This window comes from Altibacter sp., assembly GCF_019913785.1.
In the GTDB taxonomy this organism is placed as follows: domain Bacteria; phylum Bacteroidota; class Bacteroidia; order Flavobacteriales; family Flavobacteriaceae; genus Altibacter.
In genome coordinates this window covers 1-25,189 of the sequence record NZ_JAIOHK010000045.1, presented here as the reverse complement: position 1 = coordinate 25,189, position 25,189 = coordinate 1, and the positions used below count along the sequence as shown (strand labels likewise).

24 protein-coding genes are annotated in these 25,189 nt (G+C 39.9%); 12 read left to right on the top strand and 12 right to left on the bottom strand.

The window, feature by feature from the left end; genetic code table 11:
* Position 1: 1 nt before the first annotated feature.
* The 5 genes from K8F54_RS07440 to xrtF all read right to left on the bottom strand — a co-directional run bounded on the left by K8F54_RS07440 (position 2) and on the right by xrtF (position 3,090).
* A complete protein-coding gene (locus K8F54_RS07440) occupies positions 2-829 on the bottom strand; it encodes a hypothetical protein (protein WP_290789061.1) in 828 nt (275 codons plus the stop codon).
* Between the two features lie 213 nt (positions 830-1,042).
* On the bottom strand, positions 1,043-1,450 hold the full coding sequence (locus K8F54_RS07435; RefSeq protein WP_290789059.1) for a hypothetical protein: 408 nt from the start codon (positions 1,448-1,450) through the stop codon (positions 1,043-1,045).
* Positions 1,451-1,503: 53 nt separating this feature from the next.
* Entirely contained in the window at positions 1,504-2,049 is a 546-nt protein-coding gene (locus K8F54_RS07430; protein ID WP_290789057.1) for a DUF3347 domain-containing protein, read from the bottom strand.
* A gap of 74 nt (positions 2,050-2,123) precedes the next feature.
* A complete protein-coding gene (locus K8F54_RS07425) occupies positions 2,124-2,549 on the bottom strand; it encodes an exosortase F system-associated protein (protein ID WP_290789055.1) in 426 nt (141 codons plus the stop codon).
* On the bottom strand, positions 2,542-3,090 hold the full coding sequence (gene xrtF / locus K8F54_RS07420) for an exosortase family protein XrtF (RefSeq protein ID WP_290789053.1): 549 nt from the start codon (positions 3,088-3,090) through the stop codon (positions 2,542-2,544). Before xrtF ends, K8F54_RS07425 begins: the two co-directional genes overlap by 8 nt.
* 88 nt (positions 3,091-3,178) lie before the next feature.
* On the opposite strand from xrtF, the gene K8F54_RS07415 reads away from it, so the two are divergent.
* Positions 3,179-3,634 (top strand): GAF domain-containing protein, encoded by a 456-nt coding sequence (locus tag K8F54_RS07415; protein ID WP_290789051.1) that lies wholly within the window; start codon positions 3,179-3,181, stop codon positions 3,632-3,634.
* 17 nt (positions 3,635-3,651) lie between these two features.
* On the opposite strand, the gene K8F54_RS07410 is transcribed toward K8F54_RS07415, so the two are convergent.
* Positions 3,652-4,908, bottom strand: a complete 1,257-nt coding sequence (locus tag K8F54_RS07410; RefSeq protein ID WP_290789049.1) for an ABC transporter permease — start codon at positions 4,906-4,908, stop codon at positions 3,652-3,654.
* Positions 4,909-5,037: 129 nt separating this feature from the next.
* On the opposite strand from K8F54_RS07410, the gene purH reads away from it, so the two are divergent.
* The 6 genes from purH (at position 5,038) to rodA (ending at position 12,125) form a co-directional block, all read left to right on the top strand.
* Positions 5,038-6,570 (top strand): bifunctional phosphoribosylaminoimidazolecarboxamide formyltransferase/IMP cyclohydrolase, encoded by a 1,533-nt coding sequence (purH, locus tag K8F54_RS07405; protein WP_290789047.1) that lies wholly within the window; start codon positions 5,038-5,040, stop codon positions 6,568-6,570.
* A 65-nt stretch (positions 6,571-6,635) separates the two neighbouring features.
* A complete protein-coding gene (locus tag K8F54_RS07400; RefSeq protein ID WP_290789045.1) occupies positions 6,636-7,664 on the top strand; it encodes a rod shape-determining protein in 1,029 nt (342 codons plus the stop codon).
* 13 nt (positions 7,665-7,677) lie between these two features.
* The gene (mreC, locus tag K8F54_RS07395; protein WP_290789044.1) at positions 7,678-8,508 is read left to right on the top strand and encodes a rod shape-determining protein MreC; all 831 of its coding nucleotides are present in this window, start codon (positions 7,678-7,680) and stop codon (positions 8,506-8,508) included.
* On the top strand, positions 8,495-9,004 hold the full coding sequence (locus K8F54_RS07390) for a rod shape-determining protein MreD (RefSeq protein ID WP_290789042.1): 510 nt from the start codon (positions 8,495-8,497) through the stop codon (positions 9,002-9,004). The genes mreC and K8F54_RS07390 overlap by 14 nt, the downstream gene beginning before the upstream one ends.
* Positions 9,001-10,869 carry a penicillin-binding protein 2 gene (mrdA, locus tag K8F54_RS07385; RefSeq protein WP_290789039.1) on the top strand — a complete coding sequence of 623 codons (1,869 nt, stop codon included), beginning with the start codon at positions 9,001-9,003 and terminating at the stop codon, positions 10,867-10,869. Before K8F54_RS07390 ends, mrdA begins: the two co-directional genes overlap by 4 nt.
* Complete coding sequence (gene rodA, locus K8F54_RS07380) at positions 10,869-12,125, top strand: rod shape-determining protein RodA (RefSeq protein ID WP_290789037.1); 1,257 nt, start codon at positions 10,869-10,871, stop codon at positions 12,123-12,125. Before mrdA ends, rodA begins: the two co-directional genes overlap by 1 nt.
* Here rodA and K8F54_RS07375 read toward each other — a convergent pair.
* Genes K8F54_RS07375 through K8F54_RS07365 form a run of 3 tightly spaced genes read right to left on the bottom strand, consistent with a single transcriptional unit; the run spans position 12,122 to position 16,225 of the window.
* Positions 12,122-12,940: a DNA/RNA non-specific endonuclease gene (locus tag K8F54_RS07375; RefSeq protein ID WP_290789035.1), complete on the bottom strand. Its 819-nt coding sequence runs from the start codon at positions 12,938-12,940 to the stop codon at positions 12,122-12,124. The genes rodA and K8F54_RS07375 overlap by 4 nt on opposite strands.
* Positions 12,941-12,945: 5 nt before the next feature.
* Positions 12,946-14,049 carry an ABC transporter permease gene (locus K8F54_RS07370; RefSeq protein ID WP_290789033.1) on the bottom strand — a complete coding sequence of 368 codons (1,104 nt, stop codon included), beginning with the start codon at positions 14,047-14,049 and terminating at the stop codon, positions 12,946-12,948.
* A gap of 7 nt (positions 14,050-14,056) precedes the next feature.
* Positions 14,057-16,225 carry a carboxy terminal-processing peptidase gene (locus K8F54_RS07365; RefSeq protein WP_290789113.1) on the bottom strand — a complete coding sequence of 723 codons (2,169 nt, stop codon included), beginning with the start codon at positions 16,223-16,225 and terminating at the stop codon, positions 14,057-14,059.
* Between the two features lie 150 nt (positions 16,226-16,375).
* Here K8F54_RS07365 and surE point away from each other — a divergent pair, with 150 nt between their 5' ends.
* The 5 genes from surE to K8F54_RS07340 are packed head-to-tail and all read left to right on the top strand — an operon-like array spanning position 16,376 to position 21,278.
* Positions 16,376-17,155 carry a 5'/3'-nucleotidase SurE gene (surE, locus tag K8F54_RS07360; protein WP_290789031.1) on the top strand — a complete coding sequence of 260 codons (780 nt, stop codon included), beginning with the start codon at positions 16,376-16,378 and terminating at the stop codon, positions 17,153-17,155.
* Entirely contained in the window at positions 17,152-17,451 is a 300-nt protein-coding gene (locus tag K8F54_RS07355; RefSeq protein ID WP_290789029.1) for a hypothetical protein, read from the top strand. The genes surE and K8F54_RS07355 overlap by 4 nt, the downstream gene beginning before the upstream one ends.
* Positions 17,452-18,570 (top strand): lipid-A-disaccharide synthase, encoded by a 1,119-nt coding sequence (lpxB, locus tag K8F54_RS07350; RefSeq protein ID WP_290789027.1) that lies wholly within the window; start codon positions 17,452-17,454, stop codon positions 18,568-18,570. It abuts the gene before it with no gap.
* 45 nt (positions 18,571-18,615) lie between these two features.
* The gene (locus K8F54_RS07345) at positions 18,616-19,194 is read left to right on the top strand and encodes a C40 family peptidase (protein ID WP_290789025.1); all 579 of its coding nucleotides are present in this window, start codon (positions 18,616-18,618) and stop codon (positions 19,192-19,194) included.
* A 56-nt stretch (positions 19,195-19,250) separates the two neighbouring features.
* Positions 19,251-21,278 carry a ComEC/Rec2 family competence protein gene (locus tag K8F54_RS07340; protein ID WP_290789023.1) on the top strand — a complete coding sequence of 676 codons (2,028 nt, stop codon included), beginning with the start codon at positions 19,251-19,253 and terminating at the stop codon, positions 21,276-21,278.
* 21 nt (positions 21,279-21,299) lie between these two features.
* On the opposite strand, the gene K8F54_RS07335 is transcribed toward K8F54_RS07340, so the two are convergent.
* From K8F54_RS07335 to K8F54_RS07325, 3 genes are all read right to left on the bottom strand, one after another.
* Positions 21,300-21,833: a thioredoxin fold domain-containing protein gene (locus K8F54_RS07335; RefSeq protein WP_290789021.1), complete on the bottom strand. Its 534-nt coding sequence runs from the start codon at positions 21,831-21,833 to the stop codon at positions 21,300-21,302.
* A gap of 79 nt (positions 21,834-21,912) precedes the next feature.
* Positions 21,913-23,661 (bottom strand): oligopeptide:H+ symporter, encoded by a 1,749-nt coding sequence (locus tag K8F54_RS07330; RefSeq protein WP_290789019.1) that lies wholly within the window; start codon positions 23,659-23,661, stop codon positions 21,913-21,915.
* Between the two features lie 21 nt (positions 23,662-23,682).
* Positions 23,683-25,071, bottom strand: a complete 1,389-nt coding sequence (locus K8F54_RS07325) for a peptide MFS transporter (protein ID WP_290789017.1) — start codon at positions 25,069-25,071, stop codon at positions 23,683-23,685.
* Positions 25,072-25,189: the final 118 nt, after the last annotated feature.

Below are 25,189 nucleotides of genomic sequence, written 5' to 3'. Positions count from 1 at the left end.
ACTATTGTTTTGGCAATTTTAATGTCAAGTCTTGTCCGAGAAACATAGTATCTACATGTGCTGCCACATCTGCATGTTGCGCTTTAAAGTGCATATGGGTTTTAGAGCCCTTGTGTACGAAGGTCCCATCATTGCTGTTATCGTAAAATCCTAGAATATCAACATAGGCGTGTGTTAACACACCATTTAATCCCGACTTCATATGACTTTGTTTCGTATTAACCGTACTAAGTTCTTTACCATTCACTACATGCCAATTCAATTTTGCTACGCCTCCAATTAATAAGAATGGGAACGGCTTTGAGGTATCTATTCCTGCTTTTTCGGCTTGCTGCTGTAAGAAGATTTCAAACTGACCATGACTTTTTACCATTGGTGGGATTGTAATTTCATCCCACTCAGGGACAACGGCATACGCCAACAAGGCCGCTGAAGCATTAAAACTATTATCAATCGACATCATCTCCTCAGACCTTCGGCTAATGATAGGTTTTCCATCATAAATCAGAATTTCTCCATCTAAATTTTCAACAGCACCCAGTGCATATAAATGTGGGATGTTTGCGACCTCTTTTAATGAGATGGCAGCAGCAAAATTGCCTTCCATAATTTCGTGTAAAGAACCAAATGTCTGCACATTTGCAGCTTTGTTCGATTTATTCAATTCTTTAGTTTCGTAAACTTGATCCTTGTTAGAAACTACTTCCGGAGTAGCTTCCGTTTCAACAAGGATTTCAGATTCATTTGCTGTACTAACTTCTGTTTCCTTTTCTTTACACCCTAATACACTCAGAAGACTAATACTTATTATTAATCCTATATATCTCATAACAAATTTGTTTTATGTGTTGTCTTTTAATTTTTTTCAATACCGGCCAATTCGTCCAAAAAATATAAATTGGCATCAATCAATTTGTCACTGTTTCATCGTTTTCATTAACAGTTACTATTTCTAAGTAGTAAGGTGCCATAAAATTTATCTTCGAAATAAAATTTCAAAAATAGAAAATCACCTCAACATAGCGATTAGATAACAATAAAATCAAATTAAAAAGGTCTCATACAGTACCTGAAAGTCCTGTTTGAGCGGAGGCGGATGGTATTCCGCGAAGAAATTTGTATTTGTAGGGTAATTATCCGGCCTTTGTACTACAAATACAGAGACAAAAGCCGCAACAAAGGTTTTGTTTAAATCAATATCGAAAGAAGCCTTGGCAAAGGTGTCATCGGTGGTAATCTGAGTGTATTGGTTGTCACAACAATCGTGTTCTTGAGCAATCCCGTCATCACAATCGGGTATTTCCATTGCCATACCACACGACAGGTGTTTTTCTCCCAAGGTTATTTCGGAAAGCATTTCATATTCGCCACAGAAGTGTTGCGCATAGGCAATTCCACTACTGCTCGCCAAAAGCAAAACAGATAATAATATGGAAACAAATTTTTTCAATACATCACAAAATTATATCAAAAGGTGCCAGAAACGATAGCTTTTGTTAAAGTCTATTTAATTTCAGCCTCAACACGGCCACATTTCAACATTTTATCACCAAAATACGGATTGTAAATCTCCTTGCGTTCACTCAGCCATGACGCCCCGGTATTACCAAAGGCCATAGGGCAATGTTGCTTATAGATAGTTCCCTCGGCAATGGCTCCCTGCAACATTTTTTCCACTTCGGCGGTCACGGTAACAAAAGCCGTACGCTGCACCTCAACATCTTTACTGTCCATCATATCTTGTGTAGCCTTTACAGCGGCTTCATTGGCCCCTATTCTTACAAAGACATCCATTAACTTCGACGCTTGCATCCCCGCCCGTTCGGCATTCGTTTTAACCAAGGCCGTTTTTAATTGCACATATTGCTTGAAAACTTCTGCCAGTTTTTCGTCGGTAAAAGTAACATCGATGTTTCCTGAATTATATTCAACACTAGTTTCAGCTGTTTCAACTTCAATTACTTCGGGTTCCGATTTCTTTTTGTCATTCCCGCAGGATAAAAAAGTAAAAACCACTATTACAAAGGATAGACTAAGATATTTTTTCATTTTCTGAATATTTTCTATGAATTAATTTTATACTGAAGTTTTCTTCTAAGCGTACAAAGATACTACATTCCAAGTTATTTATTTTGCTGAAAGTAAAACGCCGGTAATAAAATAAGCAAGAAAAGTGGCTGAATTAAAAACCGCCTCACATAGAACAAAGTAAGATGTTGTCCTATTTCCGAAGCATGGACGAGTACCAAGAACACAGACATTAAAACAACAAAAAGTATCCCGTACAAAACGACCGAAATCTTCACCACAGATCGCTCCTGAAACACTACCCACAATATCGCCAAAGATATCAAGGTATTCAGAAAATAGCGAAGGGAAACATTCCCAATAAGTTTCCACAGGTCAAAATCGGGCAACGGTGCTGTACTGTGATTTGTTTTAAAAAAATCGAGTAGCACATTGTAAAACAATTGATCCTCATACATCCGAATGAGCACCAGCATGGCAGCCAAGAATATTAAGAGCACTATTTTTTTTAGCCTATTCATGAGCTTTCCTCGGTTTAAGGGTACCTACCCAAAGCATCCACAACAAGAATACCATACCATAGATTAAACCGGGGAACACCACCCCATGTAGGATTTCTTTATGCTCAGGATATTCGTAGAGTGCAATCGCCAAAATAACAATACGAAGCACATTCACTGCATAGATCAACACAGCCCCTGCTAATAAAAATATTAATGTCTTTTTAAATCTTTCCGAAAAGGCAATGATAAATGCCATAAAGAGAATGATGATACTAATGGCATTGCATCCTTCAATAATCCTAGCCAAATACTTCCCATTCACGAACAACTCCATATTTGGCGCCGTATCACTTGGCACCACCATGGCATGGTAACCCAGACCAGAAATGATATCACTACTTTGCTTTGCCACCAAATTGGTGATAAAATCGGGTGCGTACAAGCCTCCTTTCGACAACTGAAGATATACTGCATACAAAGTACTCAGCACTAAATACGAACCCATAAAAAGAAGGACAAAGCGGATAACCGACCGATATTTCAGAAATAATGCTTTCAAAATGAGGCTAGTATTTTTAACAAAAATATAGAAATAGAAGTTGGTGTATCTAACTGTTTTAAAATACTTTTACTGAAAACTAATAACAATGCCGTTCGACTCTCTGAAATCTAGAGTAAACACCATTTTAGCGAATGAGGCTGAAACGGTGGACCAACGCCTCACCGAAATATGTGAATTATTACAAACTACCGTCGGCTATTACGACTGGGTGGGGTTTTACTTCGCCAATGAGGCCGAACGCACCTTACACCTTAGGGCATTTGCCGGCGAGCCTACAGATCATACCGTAATCCCTTTTGGAAAAGGAATTTGCGGACAAGTAGCCGAATCGAACCAAAATTTTGTGGTGCCCGATGTAAAAGCACAGACCAATTATATTGCCTGTAGTATCTATGTGAAGGCCGAAATAGTTATTCCATTGTTCAAGGAAGGGAAGAATATTGGTCAGATTGACATCGACTCAAACACGGCCAATCCCTTTTCGGTAGAAGATGAACGGTTTTTAGAATGGGTGAATACACAGATTGCCGAAATTCTGTAACTATAACATCGCGATGATTACATGCCTGTTCTAATGGCTTCCACAGGATCTAATCGTGAAGCCGAAATCGCCGGAAGTATTCCCGAAATTAATCCGATGGCCGCTGAAATAGCCGTTCCAATAAACATATTCCAGGGGGACAATATAAATTGGAAATCGCCCGTAAATTGAGATGCGATCAACGATACGATGAATACCAATACCAGTCCTATCAACCCACCGATAATAGCTAAGATCACTGCTTCAAACAAGAACTGAAGCAAAATAAATCGGTTTTTGGCTCCTAATGACTTTTGAATTCCAATTAAACTGGTGCGTTCTTTTACACTGACAAACATAATGTTTGCAATTCCGAAACCACCCACCAATAATGAAAAGCCACTTATAATCAGTCCAATGATGTTCATCTGCCCGGTAATATTGTCTATAAAGTCACTAAAACCCTGAAGTTCGTTTACAAAGAAATTGTCAATCTCACCCGACTTTAGCCCTCTTGCCATACGAAGTTTTTGAGTTAGTAAGGCTACAAATTCAGCCTGATCCACTCCTTTTTCAGGTTTAATTATAATAAAAGGGAAGAGATTCTTATTGTTATCACCAAAAATCTTTCGTACCATATTGACAGGGAGAAATACAGCTGTGTCTTTGGAGCCCCCAAAAAGTCCGCTACCCTCTTTTTTCAATACGCCAATTACGGTAAACTTCTGTCCGTACAATCTAACTTTCTTTCCAATAGCGGCCTGAGATGATCCAAATAAGGAATTTGCAATTTCATCGCCCATAACAACTACCGGTGCGCCACTGGCCGATTCCGATTCGTTATAAAACCGTCCGGTAGCAATTTGCAGCGCTTCAATTTCATAGTATTCATCAGTAACGGCACCTATTTCAACATTACCCACCGATTTGTCTTCATACTTTATCGTCTCGCTTTGAACATTCAAGGTGTAGGTAGCGGCATAAAGATCGGGCACAGTCCGTTTTAAATATTGATATTCCTCGTAGGTAACATCGGGAAATTGTTCACGCTTCCAGATGGGAACATCGGTTGGCCCAAATGAAAATCGGCCCAAATAGATGGTACTGTTATCCAAGGAAGAAATGCTTCCCTCTATTTCCTGTTTTAAAGAATCGACTGCTGCTAATACTGCGATGATAGAGAAGATACCTATGGTGACCCCTACCAGTGATAAAAAAGTACGTAGCTTGTTGTTTTTTAATGCATTAATTGCAAAATTAAAACTTTCCTTGAGTACTCTTAGGTAGATTAACATGGGTCGGTTTTTATGAATTGAAATTCAGAATAAAGATAAGACGTTTTCTCGTTATTTATGTTACAAAATTCGTGTGTAATTATGTACTTTTGCAGCTGTTAAACAGAAGGCTGGTCTTAAAAATACACCATGAGCAACTCAAAAAAAATCACTTCAGCATTAATTTCGGTATTTCATAAGGACGGATTGGCTCCTATAGTTCAAAAACTAGACGAACAAGGAGTAAAAATATATTCAACAGGAGGTACACAAAAATTTATCAACGATTTGGGGATTGATGTTGTTCCAGTTGAAGACGTAACTGATTATCCGTCTATTCTTGGGGGACGCGTCAAGACGTTACATCCCAAGGTTTTTGGAGGTATTTTAAACAGGCAGGACCATGAGGGCGATGTAGGTGAAATGGAACAATATAAAATTCCACAATTGGATTTGGTAATTGTAGACCTCTATCCTTTCGAAAAGACCGTGGCTTCGGGCGCGAGTGAACAGGATATTATTGAAAAGATAGATATTGGTGGTATTTCGTTGATTCGCGCTGCTGCGAAAAATTTTAAAGACACACTATGTGTTGCCTCCATGGAAGATTATACGGAGCTGTTGGAAATAATTTCAGCAAACAACGGTATGGTAGCACAGGAAGATCGCAAAAGATTTGCTGCCAAGGCCTTCAATGTTTCATCGCATTACGATACAGCAATTTTTAATTACTTCAATAGCGATCACAGCATGGCGGCACTCAAGATTAGCGAAACGAATGGACAGGTGCTTCGATATGGAGAAAACCCGCATCAAAAAGGATTTTTCTTTGGTGAGTTTGATGCCATGTTTGACAAATTACACGGAAAAGAACTGAGCTATAACAACCTTTTGGATGTAGATGCCGCTGTTAATTTGATGGGTGAGTTTACTGATGAAGCGCCAACCTTTGCCATCTTAAAACACAACAATGCCTGCGGAATTGCCCAAAGAAATACCGTATTGGAAGCCTATAAAGATGCATTGGCCGGTGACTCGGTTTCGGCTTTTGGGGGAATATTAATTTCTAATTCTGAAATTGATGCCGCCACGGCCGAAGAAATCCACAAGCTGTTTTGTGAAGTGGTGATCGCTCCTAGTTTCTCTTCCGAAGCCTTAGAAATTCTGAAAGAAAAAAAGAATCGGATTCTGCTTATTCAAAAAGAAGTAGCCTTGCCAAAAACTACCGTTAGAACTTGTTTAAATGGTGCCTTGGTTCAGGATAAGGATTTTATTACGGACACCGCCGAAAATTTAACACAGGCGACAGATACTAAACCTACAGCAAATGAGTTAGAAGATTTGTTGTTTGCCTCTAAAATCTGTAAGCATACCAAATCCAACACCATTGTATTGGCAAAAGGAAAGCAATTGTGTGCCAGTGGAACCGGACAGACATCGAGAGTAGATGCGCTTCGTCAAGCAATTGACAAGGCAAATTCATTTCAATTCGATCTAAAAGGTGCGGTGATGGCTAGTGATGCTTTCTTTCCGTTTCCGGACTGTGTGGAAATAGCAGACAACGCCGGGATTACTGCTGTAATTCAACCAGGAGGCTCAATAAAAGATGAATTAAGCATCGATTATTGCAATGCGCATAAGATGGCAATGGTATTTACAGGCACGCGTCATTTTAAGCACTAAAATTTAGTACATTTGTGATGAGTTGAAACTCAACACGTTTAATTTCAATACCGCCAAAATAGCTTATGGGATTTTTTGACTTCTTAACTGAAGAAATAGCCATCGACTTAGGGACTGCCAATACACTTATTATCCACAACGATAAAGTAGTGGTAGATGCACCTTCTATTGTAGCTCGCGACCGCACCACCGGCAAGATAATAGCTGTTGGACGTGAAGCGGCGATGATGCAAGGAAAAACGCATGAAAATATCAAAACCATCAGACCACTGAAAGACGGTGTGATAGCCGATTTTGATGCGAGTGAGAAAATGATCAATATGTTCATCAATGATATTCCTGCGCTGAAAAAGAGATGGTTAAAACCTTCTTTGCGCATGGTAATATGTATTCCTAGTGGTATTACTGAAGTGGAAATGCGAGCGGTAAAGGAAAGTGCGGAACGTGTAAATGGGAAGGAAGTATATCTAATCCATGAGCCTATGGCTGCCGCTATCGGAATTGGAGTAGATATTATGCAGCCTAAAGGAAATATGGTGGTTGATATTGGTGGTGGTACCACAGAAATTGCCGTAATTGCCCTTGGTGGAATTGTCTGTGATAAATCGGTCAAAATTGCAGGGGATGTATTCACCAACGATATTGTGTACTATATGCGCACCCAGCATAATCTATATGTTGGAGAACGTACTGCTGAAAAGATAAAAATCCAAATCGGAGCAGCGACTGAAGATCTTGAACTTCCTCCTGAAGACATGGCCGTTCAGGGACGCGATTTGCTAACCGGAAAACCAAAACAGGTGCAGGCCTCCTATCGAGAAATTGCTAAGGCACTGGATAAATCTATTCTGCGTATAGAAGATGCGGTGATGGAAACCTTGTCACAAACCCCACCCGAACTAGCCGCCGATATTTATAATACAGGTATCTATCTGGCCGGTGGTGGATCTATGCTGCGCGGTTTAGACAAGCGATTGTCACAAAAGACAGATCTGCCTGTGTATATCGCTGAAGATCCGTTACGTGCCGTAGTACGCGGGACTGGGATATGTTTAAAAAACCTTACTAAATACAAGAGTGTATTGATAAAGTAGTAAGCAACACACTATGCAACAGATTATATTTTTCTTTATACGGAATAAAAATTTCCTGTTGTTTGCCGTATTATTTTTTATTTCGATCTCGCTTATCGTTAGAACACATTCTTATCAAAAAAGCAAATACGTAAGCTCATCGAATTTTATAAGTGGAAGCATTTATGCTATCAAAAGTGATATAACCACTTATTTTGGTTTAAAGCAAGAGAATCGAAAATTGGTAGAAGAAAACCTGCGTCTTCACAAACAATTAGAAAATTTAAAGTCCGGTAATATTCCACCACCTTTAGACAGTACATTATTGCCTTCAAAGTATGTCTTTTTTTCTGCCAATGTCGTCAACAACACCTATTCAAAAACAAAAAACAATATTACGATAGACAGAGGCGCCAATGATGGTCTCGAGATTGATATGGGGGTGATTACTTCTAAAGGAATTGTAGGTATAGTCAACAATGTCTCTAAAAAGTATGCCACCATACAATCCATCCTGAACACAAAAAGTCAGATCAATGCCAAACTCAAAAACTCCGAACATTTTGGCTCCTTAGTTTGGAATACGAAAGCGCCGAACATTGTTCAGCTAATTGATATTCCAAGAATTGCGAAGGTAGAGGTTGGAGATACTATTGTAACGGGAGGTAAATCGACTATTTTCCCAAAAGGAATTCGAATTGGGACTGTAAAAGAAGCGGTTTTGGAACTAGACGACAATTATTACGATCTAAATATCCGGCTTTTCAATGATATGACCAACCTTAAAAATGTCTATATCATCAAGAACATGGATGCCATCGAAATAGAACAATTAGAAAAAGAAGCGGACGATGCAGAACAGTGAGATCTTCAGTAATATCATCCGATTTATTGTATTGGTTCTCGTGCAGGTGCTGCTACTCAATTATATCAACTTTTTGGGTTTTATAAATCCATTTGTGTATATCCTCTTTATCTTGGTATACCCAATTAACGGCAACAAAACGCTGCTTATTTTCTTAAGTTTTTTATTGGGGCTAACCATCGATATTTTTGGGGATTCGGGTGGCGTTCATGCAGCAGCCAGTGTTTTTATCGCTTTTATTCGTCCTCTTATTTTAAAATTTGCTTTTGGAGTGAGCTATGAATACAATATGGTAAAGATCAACAAGGTTCCCCTTACCGAAAGATTGGTCTATATTATGTTGATGGTGTTTATTCATCATTTACTGTTGTTTAGTTTGGAAATTTTTAGTCTTTCCCATATATTATTAATCTTAAAATCCGCGTTATTCTCTGGGATATTCAGTACAATTGTGATTCTATGTACCTTGCTGTTATTTAGCCGAAAATCATCATGAGAAAATTATTACTTCTTTCCATTGTTTTGATTACCGGATTGGTTTTTACGGGTAGGTTGTTCTATCTCCAAATTTACGACACCTCCTTTCAGAAACTATCGGAAGGCAATGCCGTAAAAGTAATTTACGACTACCCACAACGAGGAGAGGTTTTTGATCGAAATGGAAAATTGCTGGTTACCAACCAGCCGTCTTATGATGTCATGGTCATTCCGAAGGATGTAAAGCCATTAGATACCTTGGAATTTTGTTCGATTTTAAAGATTACCAAAGAAGAATTTATAGGAATTTTGAATAAGGCACGTGTCTATTCACCACGACTTCCATCGGTGGTAATTCCACAATTAAACAAGGCAGACTACGCCTATCTTTCCGAAAAAATGCACAAATATGAAGGATTTTATATTCAGAAAAGATCCTTGCGGGATTACCAAGTAAAGCATTCTGCCAATGTGCTGGGATATATTGCTGAAGTAAATAATCCTATTATTGAGAAAAACCCCTACTATCAGATGGGTGATCTTATAGGCATGCAAGGAGTAGAAAAACAATACGAAGAAGTGCTTCGCGGTGTGAAAGGTGTGAAATACATACAGAAAGATCGTTTTAATAGGGATATCGGGGCCTATAAGGAAGGAATCTTTGATACGCTTCCGGAACGTGGTAAGGACATCTCTCTTACTATCGATGCTGTCTTGCAAGAATATGGGGAAGCGCTCATGGTGAATAAACGAGGCGGTATTGTTGCCATCGAACCTGCCACCGGTGAAATTCTTTCACTTGTTACTGCGCCAAATTATGATCCTAGTCTTTTAGTGGGACGCGAACGGTCTAAAAACTTTACCAAACTTTGGTATGACACTATTGCAAAACCATTGTTTGATCGTGGGCTACAAGGGGAATATCCTCCCGGTTCGCCCTTTAAAACCATGACTGCGCTAATTGGGTTACAGGAAGAGGTCATCGATACGAAAGAGTCTATATCATGTCATGGGGGTTATTCCTATGGAAGAGGAAGAAAATTGGGATGCCACCATCATTATAGCCCCTTATCCATGGTCGATGGTATAGCAAATTCTTGCAACGCCTATTTTTGTACGGTCTACCGACGTATTATTGAAAAATATCCTACTCCTCAGGAAGGGATAGACAATTGGAAACGTCATTTAAGCAGTTTCGGACTTGGGAACTATCTGGGATATGATCTTCCCAGCGGCAGGAGGGGATATATTCCAAACTCCGATTATTACAATCGAAGTTATAATTTTCCAACCTATAAATGGTTTGCAACGGCAACGATCTCCAATGCTATTGGGCAAGGAGAAGTATCGCTAACGCCCATGCAAATGGCAAATTTTACGACCATAATAGCCAATAGAGGATGGTACTACAAACCCCATATTATTAAGAATATAAGTGTGGTTGATACCATTCCGAAAATATATACTGAAAAATACAACACCACCATAGATCCCCGGTATTTTGAACCGGTGGTACAAGGGATGTTCGATGTATACAACCATGGTACAGCAGCACATATACAAATTCCGGGCATTGAAGTCTGTGGAAAAACCGGTACCGCTGAAAATTTTATAAGGCTAAACGGGAAACGGATGCAATTAACCGACCATTCCATATTTGTAGCATTTGCACCAAAGGACAATCCTAAAATAGCCATTGCCGTGTTTGTAGAAAACGGTTATTGGGGTTCGCGTTGGGCCGGACGAATCGCAGGTCTTATGATTGAGAAATATCTAAAGGGCGAAATAACACGTACCGATATGGAATCCTTTGTCTTAAACGGGAGTCTTGAGGCAGAATATGCAAAACCATATAGCGGAGCGCCATTTAATATCAATAAGTAATGGCTAGCGGGAAAGGAATTTTAAAATTTGATTGGCTCACTATTTTACTATATGCAGCCTTGGTGGGTATTGGTTGGATGAATATTTATTCGGCATCACTAAGTGACAGCACTTCCGGTTTTTTTGATCTTAGTCAGATTTACACCAAACAATTATTCTTTATTGGTTTAAGTGTTGTCCTTATTGTATTTATTCTCGCCATCGAAGCAAAATTTTATGAACGCTTCTCAAGTATTATTTATATTGTTTCGCTTCTGTCGTTGTTGGGACTATTTGTTCTGGGGAAAAATGTAAATGGGGCTACTTCCTGGTATGCACTTGGAAATTTCAGTCTACAACCCAGTGAATTCGCGAAGGCGGCAACGGCGCTTGCTCTCGCCAAATACGTTAGTGACATTCAAACCAATGTAAAGGAATTTAAACACCAGTTACGGACTTTTATCATTATTGCCCTCCCCGCTATTTTGATAATACCACAACCCGATCCGGGCAGTGCCTTAATTTATATAGCCTTTATTTTTCCCCTCTACCGAGAAGGTTTACATTTTGTGTACCTTTTATTTGGATTCTTTGCCGCTGCCCTTTTTGTAGGAACTTTGGCGGCCGGAGTGATATGGGTGGCTATAGGAGTTGCGGTAATTGCCGGTATTATTTTTCTGAAAAATAGAAAACGTCGCCCAAATATTACTAAGTATGTTATTATAGTTGCTGCCTGTATCGGTTTTGCATTTTCTGTCAACTATATTTTTAACAATGTCTTCGAGCAGCGTCATAGAGATCGATTTAATATTGTGTTAGGGAAAGAAACCGATTCAAAAGGAATAGGTTATAACACCAACCAAAGTGAAATCGCCATTGGCAGTGGAGGATGGACGGGAAAAGGATGGACACAGGGGACTCAGACGAAAGGAAATTTTGTTCCCGAGCAACATACCGATTATATATTCAGTACTGTTGGTGAAGAATGGGGCTTTGTAGGAAGCATGGTCGTCGTCCTATTATTTGTATTTCTGATAGTACGCATTTTACATCTGGCCGAACGACAAAAGAATCAGTTTAGCAGGGTGTATGGCTATGGTGTGGCCTCCATATTGTTTTTACACTTTTTTGTAAATGTGGGTATGGTTACAGGGCTATTTCCAACAGTGGGGATTCCCCTGCCCTTCTTTAGCTACGGTGGTTCCGGCTTGTGGGGTTTTACTATTTTAGTCTTTATTTTTGTGCGGCTGGATGCCTCGAACTACATCAATGCCTAGCGCTTTCCCCAGGCTTTTATATCAATTTTTGACTCTAGTGCATGTTGTTTTTCTGAAGAAATCTTCGGAAAGAAATCGATCCCGGTTTGTGCTTCAATGGCATCGATTGTACTAACAAATTCATAGAATGATTTGTTGGTGGGTTCATTCGGAATTAAAAAAGCAAGCGCCTTATATTGACCTTCCGAAGAGTCCAGAATTATTTTATAAAATGCCTCCGGCACCGAAACTCGTTCAGCGCCAATCGTTTTTAAACCATCTTTCAAGACGCCTCCTGTGACCACATAAACACCATCGTATTTCTTAGCCCAATACCGCACTTTCTGTTCCAGCTTATTCCAAACTCCGCCATTAAAATCATTGTTTTGCGGACTTATATTACTGGTTAAAAAGGTTTCGTGATAAGCTTCAAAAGAAAAACGCCTGTCACCTGCCGGACATAAATGTCCCCGATCAAAACCCGATCCTTTATAGCTTCGCCAATGCGCCGATTTGGATTTCACCTTGCGATCTTCCACAAAATCGGGTCGATCGAAATCGTTCTTAGCGAGCTGGTCTTTTGACAGTTCATAAGCCACCCACTCAGCCTGTTCGTGTGCTTCAGAATAGGACAAGGAAAAATAATTGTGCTTTACAATGACTCCGGTTGTGGAAGTGGGTAAGTAACTATCGTCGAACTCAGAATTTGTTTTATCCCCAACTGTTTTAATGGATTCCGGATATGCTTCATTTTGCCGATCTACATATTGTTCGGCATAATACAACCCAACAATAATAAGTACGGTAAGCAAAGGATAGAGGTATTTTCGGTTCATAAGGTTCAATTTCTAACATCCAGCGCATCCCGCAACGCATTCCCCATTAGCATAAAGGCTGTCACCAGACTCATAATCGCAAGCCCCGGAATAATTGCTAAATATGGTTTTCCTAAAATTATATAGGCGTAATGGTCTTTAATGATACCTCCCCAGCTGGGCATAGGAGGTTGGGCTCCAATTCCGAGGAAACTCAATCCGCTCTCTATCAAAATGGCTCCGGCAAAATTAGCTGCCGATATAATGATGACCGGAGCCATCGCATTGGGTAAAATATGTTTGGTTATAATTCGTAAATTGGAGTACCCAAGGGCCCGTGCTGCGGTTACGTATTGCATCTCCTTTACACTCATCACCTGCCCCCTCACTACTCTGGCCACTTCTACCCACATGGTAAGACCCACCGCGATAAATACCTGCCAAAATCCTTTACCCAGTGCTAAGGTAATCGCAATCACCAATAATAAGGTTGGAATAGACCAGGTTACGTTGATGATCCACATGATAACAGCATCTACTTTCCCTCCGTAATACCCGGCTATGGCTCCCATAGTTATTCCTATCACCAAAGAAATAAACACGGCTACAAAACCTATCGCCAGTGAGATTCGGATCCCTATTAACATACGACTTAACAAATCTCGTCCGTATTTATCGGTCCCTAAAATGAATTTTTTTTCTGAAATATATTGCTTCGGAATAGCTTCTGCATTGCTTGCCTGAGGAAATAAAGACAGGGGGTATTCTTTCTGAAGCCCTTCGGTCCCATCGGGTGTATATTCAATTATCTGAAGGGTTTCCCCCACGACCTCATATCCGGCAATCGGAATTTCGGTATCGGCGTTTTCCTTTCCGAAGAAAAATTCAGAAAACCTATTCCCTTCGCTAACAGGAGACGGAATGGTTAGCATTTGCACTTTAAATCCGGGCGACTTACTGTGAATAGCAAGGTGCATCTGGTTGGCATTTTGCGAATTATCCGGTGCCAAAGCATATGCAAAGACTGCTATTATTACGCAGATCAACAAAAAGCTAAAACTTAAAACGCCCCAAAAGTTTCTTTTAAACTTTTGGAGCGCAATTTTTGTTAAAGATGTCGATCTACTCATTAAAAAATCAATTCTTAATGTCCGCCATTTTTCCTTTTCTAATATTGTTTAACTTCAGATCTTCCAAGACGTGAATGGCTTCTTCTACATATATATCCTTTGCTAAATTTTTATGCCAACGCTTTCTTTTTTCGCGAAGGGTGGTGTCCTGTTTCATTAATTCCACCTCATAGGGAAGCGAACGATAACTCAATTTATTGTCGTATTCATTTATGGCTTCAAATTTCTTAGCTTCTTCCTTTCGTTTTGCTATTTCAGCAGCATAATCGGCGTAATTGAGGTTCACCTCCATTTCATCCCGCTTCAGTCTAATCCAACGAGCATTTTGGTCGATCAACGCCAACTGCTCACTTTTTGCCATTCTGGCTTTACTCTTTTCAATTGTTTCTTCAAAATCTATATAGCCATCCCAAACCTCAAATTTGGCAGGTGCAATTTTATCGTACGGCAGGGGATTATCGTAGTCGCGTTCGCCAACATCAATATAGCTATATCGATCCGGCATGATCACATCACTTTTTACGCCTTCCAATTGGGTAGATCCTCCATTGACACGATAAAACTTTTGAGTGGTTAATTTTAAGGCACCCATATCGCCCATATCATTTTTACGCAACCATTGGTTTAGATCGATTAGGTTTTGAACTGTCCCTTTTCCATAGGTTTGTTCGCTTCCAATGATAATGGCTCTTTTATAATCCTGCATTGCTGCGGCTAAAATTTCGGAGGCCGAAGCCGACAATTCATTCACTAAAATAACAAGCGGGCCATCCCAAACTATTTCGTCATTTTCATCTTTTAAGACTTCTTTTTTACCGCCACCAGAGGCTACTTGTACCATAGGGCCTTCCTTTATAAACAGACCTCCTATATCCACAGCCGTTTTTAGCGAGCCCCCACCATTATCGCGCAGGTCTAAAATAAGTCCTTCCATCCCTTCGCCTTTGAGGCGTTCTATTTCTTTCTTTACATCACTCGCTGCATTTCGTTCTTTATAATTTTCCATATCGAAATAGAACTGTGGTAAATTGATCAATCCGAATTTCCGGTCTTCTTTCTCAATGACCGAAGATTTGGCATAGGTTTCTTCTAATTCAACCACATCGCGCGTTATGATCTCTTCATCTATGGTTCCATCTACACGTTTTATCGTAAGTGTCACCTTCGTCCCTTTTGGTCCCTTGATCAATTTGACCGCATCGTCAATTCGCATTCCAACTATACTGACTGCCTCTTTCTCATCGGCTTGTTTCACTTTTAAAATGATATCACCTACTGCAACGTGTTCGCCTCTCCAGGCAGGTCCTCCGCTTATCACTTCCACGATATTGATATAGTCATTCTTTTTCTGAAGTCGGGCACCAATTCCTTCAAGTTTACCAGACATACGCAGATCGAATCGATCGCGATCCGGCGGAGCAAAATAATTGGTGTGCGGATCGAATTCTTCAACAACAGTTGTTAAAAACACGGCGAAATAATCCTTTCGTTCCAAATCATCCGAAAACTCAAAAAATTCCTTTAATGAAGTTCTGGTAGCGTTTCTCGATTTTTCTTCAAGTTCTGCAAGAGAAAGATTGTCGTTCTCTCCGGCGGTGTATTCTTTATCGTTGAATGCGGCTTCCTTTTTTCTTTCTGCTGCGGCATTCTTGTCTTCAACCAAGTCGTAATAGTTTGCAATGGTTGAAAATTTCAATTGCCATCTCCAACGTTCTTTCAATTCTTTTTTTGAAGTTGCAAAATCCAACTTGTCATAATCTACATTGATCACTTCCTTTTCGGTATAGTCAAAGGGAGTTTCCAACACTTCCTCATACAGTACTTTTGCTTCGTTCATACGTTGCGTAAAACGCTCATACACCACATTGAAAAAGCTAAGGTCTTTATTTTTTATTTGGTCGTCGATTTCAGTTTTATATTTGCTGAATTCTTCAATATCGGAAGCTAGAAAATATCTTTTGATAGGATCCAAACCGTCAATAAAATCTTCGTAAACCCCTTCCGAAAAAGTATCATCCATGTCGGCAGGATCGTAATGTCCTTTTTGAAGGACATAGGTAATGAGATCTATAAGAAGTTTATCTTTATCGGGGTCATTAAATTCTTTGGTGGTAAAACTGCAAGAAGCGGCTGCTACAAATACAGCCAAGAACAGTACTTTTAAATTCCTTTTCATTATGCGCATATCAATCGTCTTAAATTTGAGTCTCCTAAATTATAGAAAAAACCGTGCCATCAAGTTATAATGATACTAATTTTTTGTTAAACAAACTAATTATAACAACGCCTATAAAATGTGTATTTTTGTTTTTTAAAATTCACTTCAATGCCAAAAAACAGACCTCTTATTCTCGTTACTAATGATGACGGTATTACCGCTCCAGGGATTCGCGCTCTTATCGAGGTGATGAATACGCTTGGCGATGTATGCGTGGTGGCTCCGGACTCTCCTCAAAGTGGTATGGGTCATGCTATTACTATCAACAGCACCTTGTATTGTGACAGCCTTAAGGTCGAGAAAGATGCACCTCAAACCGAATACAGCTGTAGTGGTACACCGGTAGACTGTGTTAAATTAGCAGTGAATGAAATTCTTAAGCGCAAACCCGATCTTTGCGTTAGTGGTGTCAATCACGGGAGCAATTCGTCCATCAATGTAATTTATAGCGGCACCATGAGTGCAGCGGTGGAAGCCGGCACACTAGGTATTCCTTCCATCGGGTTCTCCTTGTTGGATTATAATCTGGAAGCCAATTTTGAACCCAGTAAGAAATTTATTCGGGCCATCGCTACCCAATGTCTTCAAAATGGGCTGCCAAAAGGGGTGGTCTTGAACGTGAATATCCCAAAATTAAACGGAGATAGTATCAAGGGCATCAAGGTTTGCAGGCAGGCCAATGCGCATTGGGAAGAGGAATTTGATAAACGCATGAATCCTTTAGGGCGTGAATATTATTGGCTCACCGGAAAATTTGTAAATGAAGATAAAGGGGAAGACACCGATGAGTGGGCGCTGCACAACGGTTACGTTTCGGTGGTTCCGGTTCAATTTGACCTAACAGCACATCATGCAATTGGGGATTTAAATACCTGGGATTTATCATGAAGCAGCAAATCGCCAAAGAAATAGGGGTCGGATTGCTTTTTGGATTGATTTCAAATCTAGCAGGTAGCTATTTATACCTTTTCTTTTTATCTAAAACAAAAGACTTAAGCATTGAAAGTACCTATCTGGTTGCTCTCGAACAAGATCTTCTTGGTAATATTATCGCCCTGGGTGCCTTGCTCAATTTTGTGGTTTTCTTTGTTTTTCTGAAAAAGAAACAATACTATAGAGCCCGCGGCGTGGTATTAGCTACCTTGGTTGCTGCTATTATCATATTGATCTCAAAGTTTTATTAGATGAAGTATTACCTTATAGCCGGAGAAGCTTCGGGCGATCTGCACGGAGCAAACCTCATGAAGGAGCTAAGGAAACAAGATCCCGAAGCATCCTTCAGGTGTTGGGGAGGTGACCTTATGCAACAAGCTCAAGGTGAATTGGTAAAACATTATCGCGATCTGGCTTTTATGGGATTCATTGAAGTGATACTCAATCTGGGTACCATTTTAAAGAATATCAAATTGTGTAAAACGGATATTGCTACTTTCAATCCAGATGTGATCATTTTTATCGACTATCCCGGCTTTAACCTGCGTATTGCAAAGTGGGCCAAAAAACGAGGATACCAAACACACTATTATATTTCTCCACAGATATGGGCCTGGAAAGAAGGGCGCATTAAGGACATAAAGCGCGATGTGGATGCGATGTATGTCATTCTTCCTTTCGAAAAGGATTTTTACGAAAAGAAGCATGATTTTCCAGTACATTTTGTGGGGCATCCGCTCATCGACGCTATATCCAATAGAAAACAAGTACACCCCAACGTTTTTAAAGAAGAGCAGGGCTGGGATGAACGCCCAATCATTGCGCTTCTCCCTGGAAGTAGAAAGCAAGAGATATCAAAAATGCTGCATGTCATGCTTTCTATTGTAGAAGATTTTACGGACTATCAGTTCGTCATTGCAGGGGCTCCTAGTCAGGAAGCCGCATTTTACCAGCCCTTTATTCAGCGACAAAATGTACATTTATTGCTAAACAAAACCTACGATCTGCTAAGCATTTCGGAAGCCGCCTTGGTTACTTCGGGTACTGCAACCTTAGAAACCGCTTTGTTTAAAATACCTCAGGTGGTCTGTTATAAGGGAAGTCGCATCTCTTATGAAATTGCCAAACGGGTGATCAAACTGAAGTATATTTCACTCGTCAATCTTATTTTAGATAAACAGGTCGTTACAGAGCTAATACAAGCCCAGTTTAATGCGAAGCAGTTGAAAACAGAATTGACTCATATTTTAGATCCTTACGTACGAGCCACCCTCTTTTTAGAATACTACGATCTTGAAAAAAAACTGGGTGGGAAAGGCGCGAGTGAAAAAACAGCCCAGCTAATTTTTGAAGCGATTTCTAAAACATAAGTAAATTTTTTATAGTTTTATAGCAAGAAAAGGAATTTGCCCTCTATGAATAAACTATTCCTGCTTGCCCTACTTGCTGTTTTTTTCGCCTCCTGTGGAGGATCGCGATCTACCACTTCGACCAAAGATGTTATCAATATTGAAAATGCCTCGAACAAGACCACAACGGGAAAATCCAATAGAGCTGTACGCGTAAAAAAGGTCAGAGATGCCTCCGAAGCAACCGAAGCTTCAACCAATGCTGCATTTGTAGATAACCTTATCAATGATGCGAAATCGTTTGAGGGTACGCGTTATAAATTTGGAGGAACAACCGAGAAAGGAATGGATTGCTCCGGTTTGGTTTATACAGTATTCAAGAAACAAGACATATTGATGCCCCGTATTTCAAGAGATATGGCTACAAAAGGTGTTTCTGTATCATTGAAAGAAGTTATAAGCGGCGATTTGGTCTTTTTTAAAACAAGCAAGCGAAACACTATTAATCATGTAGGCTTGGTCGTTGAGAACAAGCGAGGCGAGATCTTCTTTATTCATTCTACCACATCGAGAGGCGTGATTATTTCGTCCATGGAAGAGGCATACTGGAAAAAGGCCTTTGTGGAAGTACGCCGTATTATTTAAACTCGTATCTTAGAGCAGCTTCCCGGTTTATTTTAAACATTGTTTAGAATACTGGGATGAAATTTATTAACTATACGGTTGTAAAACTTTCGATTTTCCTCACACTGGGAATCATTGTTGCCCACTATTTCCCTTTTTCCCCTTCTGTTATTTTTTTCATCGCAATAGGTAGTTTTGCGCTACTCCTTGTTAGTTGGTTTACTTCAAAAAGGCAACTTCAGCCTTCTGTTTTCTTCGGAATTAGCGCCTATTGCTGTTTTTTTTGTATAGGCGCTTTAAACTACAGCCTTCGCCTACCCGAATTTCAACCGAACCATTATGCCAAAACGATTGTTGTAAATACTCCTCAAACGCTTCAGCTAAAAATTAAAGAAGTGCTTAAACCGGATCTTTTTAATCAAAAATATATAGCCCAAGTAGCCGTCTTGGATGGTAAAAAAACGTCCGGAAGGGTGCTCCTTAATGTTCAAAAAGATAGTTCGAATGTTCGATTCACCATCGATGATATCCTCTTAGTCGTTTCTGAAGTAGTAGAAGTCCCTGAACCGCTCAATCCGTATCAGTTTAACTATTCAAACTATCTAAAAACCTTGGACGTACATCATCAACTTAGGATAGCTTCAGGTGATATTATAACAAGCTTGAGTGGCATCTGGACCCTTCGTGGTTTGGCCGAAACCTTCCGAAGTCAATTGATAGAAAAACTTCAAGAAACAAAATTAAAAACAGATGAAAGAGCCATTGTTCAAGCATTGGTACTGGGATACCGCAACGATATCGACAAGGAAGTCTATGAAGCCTACGCAGCAGCAGGAGCCATTCACATTTTGGCGGTTTCAGGATTGCACGTAGGTATTTTATATGTATTGCTATCGGGTTTATTAGGCCCCTTAAACCGCTTTCGAAGGGGAGCTTTATTCAAAAGCCTTTTCATCCTGTGTCTACTTTGGTGTTTTGCCCTGGTTGCGGGTTTGTCACCTTCGGTTGTACGTGCCGTTACTATGTTTTCATTCTTCAGTATTGCAAAGGCTAGTCGACGGCCTACCAATAGTATTAACACCTTGTTTCTTTCTTATTTCACACTATTGCTTATCACCCCGCATTGGCTATTTCATGTTGGATTTCAATTGAGCTACCTCGCCGTATTCTTTATACTTTGGATACAGCCTAAGCTATACCAAATGTATTTTCCCAAGAATTACCTGTTAAAAAAGGTTTGGAGCATTTTTACGGTTACCATGGCGGCACAGTTGGGGATAGTTCCCCTTAGCCTGTATTATTTTCATCAATTCCCGGGATTGTTCTTGTTGACAAATTTAGTTGTACTCCCCCTATTGGGTCTCTTATTGATGGGAGGCATCGTTGTGGTGGTCCTCGCTGCCTTCAATATACTTCCTGAAGCCATTACAACTTCTTTTAATTTCTTGGTTGAATTGCTGAACCGTTTTATTGGTTGGATTGCCCAACAGGAGGCCTTTTTATTTGAAGATATCTCCTTTTCAGAAGCAAGGGTAATTACGAGTTATTTAGTCATCACCTCCCTGCTGCTCATGTGGAAAAAATTCAGTCCCCGCCGTTTGATTTACAATTTGCTGTGTCTCGGTTTATTTTTTGGAGTCCTCCTGTTCGAAAAGAAACACTACTCACAGCAGCAGCTGGTGGTATTTCAGAAAAACCGACAAACTCTTCTTGGCTACAAAAATGGTGAGAGCTTGCTTTTATTCGGAAGTGATACGACTTCGAATCAAAAAAATAAGTATCCGATAAAAAGTTATCTGGTGGCACAACACATTACCCAAATTTCAGAAACAGCCATTCCGTTATACCTTAGGTTTAAGAATAAAAAAATACTGATTTTGGATAGTTTGGGCGTTTATCCAACTTCAGAACCTATTGATATCGTCGTATTCACCAAAAGTCCTAAACTACATCTCGATCGATTGCTGGATTCCCTACAGCCAGATTTGATTGTGGCAGATGGTAGCAATTATCCCTCCTATGTGTCTCGTTGGAGAACGACCTGTGAAAAAAGAAAACTCCCTTTTCACCATACCGGTTCAAAAGGAGCATTTGTCTTAGAGTAGCGTATATCGTAATTCTATTTCTTAAAAGGTATACTTAAAATTATCCTGATACTTTTGCCAGGCCTCTGCGGTTGTAAGTTTCTTATAATCATCATTGGCGATCATTTTAAGATAGATCTCTAATTGTTGTGGTGTTTTATACCCGGGCACGGCCTGTATAAGCTCTCCATCTTCCTTAAAGAAAACTAAACTTGGATAGCCTCTAAGTTTTAAGGCATCGGCAAAGAAATGCGTTGCGTTGCGTCCCTTTCTACCTTCCTGATAATTCGGATTGGTATAGGTAAAATCCTGAAAAGTGATCTTTTCTGTGCCTTCGGCGTTAAACTTTACGGCGTAGTAATTCTTATTGATAAATTCGATCACATCCTTATCACTAAAGGTGTTCTTGTCCAATAATTTACAGGGGCCACACCAGGTGGTGTAAACATCCATAAAAATCTTTTTGGGCTGTCTCTTCTGTGCGGCCAAGGCGTCATTCATAGTCATCCAGTTGATCTGCTGGGCAGACACACTTGTAATCGTTAAAAGTAATACGAACAGTAGATATTTCTTCATTGCAACTATATTTGGTCTAAAATCTTATAACAAAAAACGTTCCACAAAATGGAACGTTTTTTTACGATTTGTATTGTGTTTAACGCACTCCGTGCATTAGTTTTTTGATTACAGGATACAGTAAGGCAGACAAGACTCCAAGCCCTACTGCAACGGCTGTCAATAACCAGAAGAAGTAACTCAGTCCTTCTGTTTGAGCAATACCTTCGGAGGCTTCTCCAAAGACACCGGCCAACTTCATTCCAATAGCAACTGCCAAATACCAAATACCAAACATCATGGCTATCATACGTCCGGGCACCAGTTTACTCACGTAGGACAAGGCTACCGGTGAGACACAAAGTTCACCCATGGTGTGGAAAAAGTATACTAGGATCAACCATATCATACTAACTTTAGCCGTTTCGGCTCCTACGGCAATGTCTCCAGCACCAATGGCAACACAGGCCATCCCGATCCCCAGGAGTATCATTCCTAAGGCATATTTCATATTGGCGTTAGGATTGTATTTGCTTTCCCACCATTTAGAAAATAAGGGTGCCATCGCGATTATAAACAAAGAGTTTAACACACCAAACCAAGAGGCAGGTACTTCAGCAATATCCTTTAAAAATTCGGTATACAGCATCCATATCGCGATTCCCCAAATAATGACGAAACTCGTTGCTAAGAAGATATTAGAAGCCGCATATTTTGCAAAGGTCTTCTTAAATAACAACCACAATACCCATGAAATAATTCCCAAAGGTATTAGCGTCATCAAAGAGTTTACTACTTTAAAAATCATAGCCGAATCACCCTCTAAAACACGTTGGGTATAGTCTCTTGCAAAAATGGTTAAAGAACCGGGTGCTTGTTCAAAAATTGCCCAAAAGAAGATGGTAATAAAGGCAAAGAACACCACAGCGAGCATCCTATCACGGATTATACGAGTATATTTAGGAATTCTTATGACCAGCAAGAGTATAAAAATCAACAATGCGGCCAGTATCACAAGATTCGATCCATCAAGTCCGAAGGCAGAAAAATCAAAAAGGTTATAGGCTCCCTCGCTGATCTTGGAAACAGGATCGTTTAAAATCCAGGCTAATCCTAAAATCGCCGCTATCACTATAAGTCCAAGTTGGAAAGGTGTAAACGGATTTAGTTTGGTTTCGTCGGTTTGTAGTTCTTCTGCGATTTTTTCGGCTTTAACCGGTTTCAATCCAATCTTTCCAAAGATATTTTGAGCCAACCAAAACTGTAGCAAGCCAAACAACATAAAGATACCGGCCACACCAAATCCCCAGCTCCAGCCTACTTTCTCTCCCAGGTAACCACATAACAATATACCTAAAAAGGCGCCTGCATTCACTCCCATATAAAAAATGGTATACGCACCATCCTTCTTTTCGGGCTTGTCGACATACATTTCAGAAATAATAGAGGTCATATTCGGCTTAAAAAAACCACTTCCAAATACCAAAAGTGTAAGACCGGTGTAGATAAAGAAAGATGTTTCCAAGGCCATGCACGCATGCCCTAATGTCATTAATAATGCGCCTATTACCACCGCCCAACGATAGCCAATTTTCTTATCGGCCATATAACCCCCCAATAAGGTGGAGAGATAGACCAACGAAGTATAGGTGCCGAAAATAGCAAAGGCATGTTCACGAGGCCAACCCCAACCGCCATCCAAAAGAGAGGCCGTAAAGAACATCACCAATAGGGCACGCATTCCGTAATAAGAAAAACGCTCCCACATTTCGGTAAAGAACAGTACAAATAGTCCGGCCGGATGGCCTATAACTTTATCTTTAAATAGATTTTCAACGTCTGTATTCATAACATATAAATTTAAAACCTATTAATTAATATCCTTATCGGCTACTTCGTAACCTTCGGTTTCTAACATCTCGCGTTCGTTGTCTTCAGCACCATGTGTAAGATGCTCTAATTTCTTTCTGAATAGCATCACGAGTAGTCCGAAAATCACACAAAACACTGCGATACCAGTAAAAATGGTATACTCACCTAGGCTCTCTGAAGCTTCTCCCAACAATCCGGCGAGTTTGTTTCCGAAACCGGTCATTGCAAAATAAACACCCATCATTAAGGATGCATATTTTAGAGGAGCTAACTTAGTGATATAGGATAGTGCCACCGGAGAAATACATAATTCACCAACGGTATGGAATAAGTAAGCCAAAACTAACCAATACATTGCTGAAGAACCATTAGACTCATATTGTCCTGCTGCGGCAGTCATAAAGAAGAATCCTGTACCCATAATGATTAACCCAACGATCATCTTAAACAATGATGAGGATATTTTTCCCTTTAGTTTTCTAGATGCCCAATAGGCCGCTACGGTTGTCCCCAAGAAGATAATAAACATGGCATTCAACGATTGGAACCATGATGCAGGAACTTCCCAACCCATCAACATTCGGTTGGTTTTTTCTGAAGCATAGATATTCATTAAACCTCCAGCTTGTTCGAAGGCTCCCCAAAAAACAATCACCAATAAGAAGGATATAAACAATACAATTACTCTGTCTTTTTCAATCTTGGTAAGTGGTCGCTTCATGGCCGCCTTTTCTTCTTCGTTTTCTGAAGCACCCGTATAATTACCCACTAATTTTAAATGTTTTTGTCCTGCCAAATACTGAATAAGACCCAAGGCCATACCAATTCCTGCCAATCCGAAACCATAATGCCAACCGTGTACTTCTCCAACATAACCAACGATCAAACTGGATAGAAATGCACCAATATTAATTCCTATATAAAAAATAGTAAAACCCTTATCTCTTCGGATATCGCCATGTTGGTACAAACCACCTACCATGGTCGAAATATTCGGCTTCAACAATCCCACACCGGCAATGATCAAACCTAAACCTGTATAGAAAGCATACATTTCTTCAACAGCGAGAATACTATGTCCTAAAACCAAGAGTATCCCACCATAGAGCACCGATTTCTTTTGTCCTAAAAACTTATCTGCGATCCAACCACCAGGAATAGAAGCCACATACACTAACATGGTATACCATCCGTATAGAGCCAAGGCTTCTCCATTCGTCCAACCCAATCCCGCATTAGCATCGGTAGTTGCCCCTACAAGGTATAATACAAGTATGGCACGCATCCCGTAATAAGAGAATCGTTCCCACATTTCTGTGAAAAAGAGGACATAAAGTCCTACCGGATGTCCAAATAGTTGTTTCTGATTTTGGAGAGTTGTCGACATAGTGATTGTATTTAGTTAGAATTTATAGTTGCTAGTTCTTAATTTGAATAAGTTGCTCCTTTGGATCGCCCAAGGTTTCATGGATAAACTTGGTCATTTTCTTGAATAAGTGTAGGCG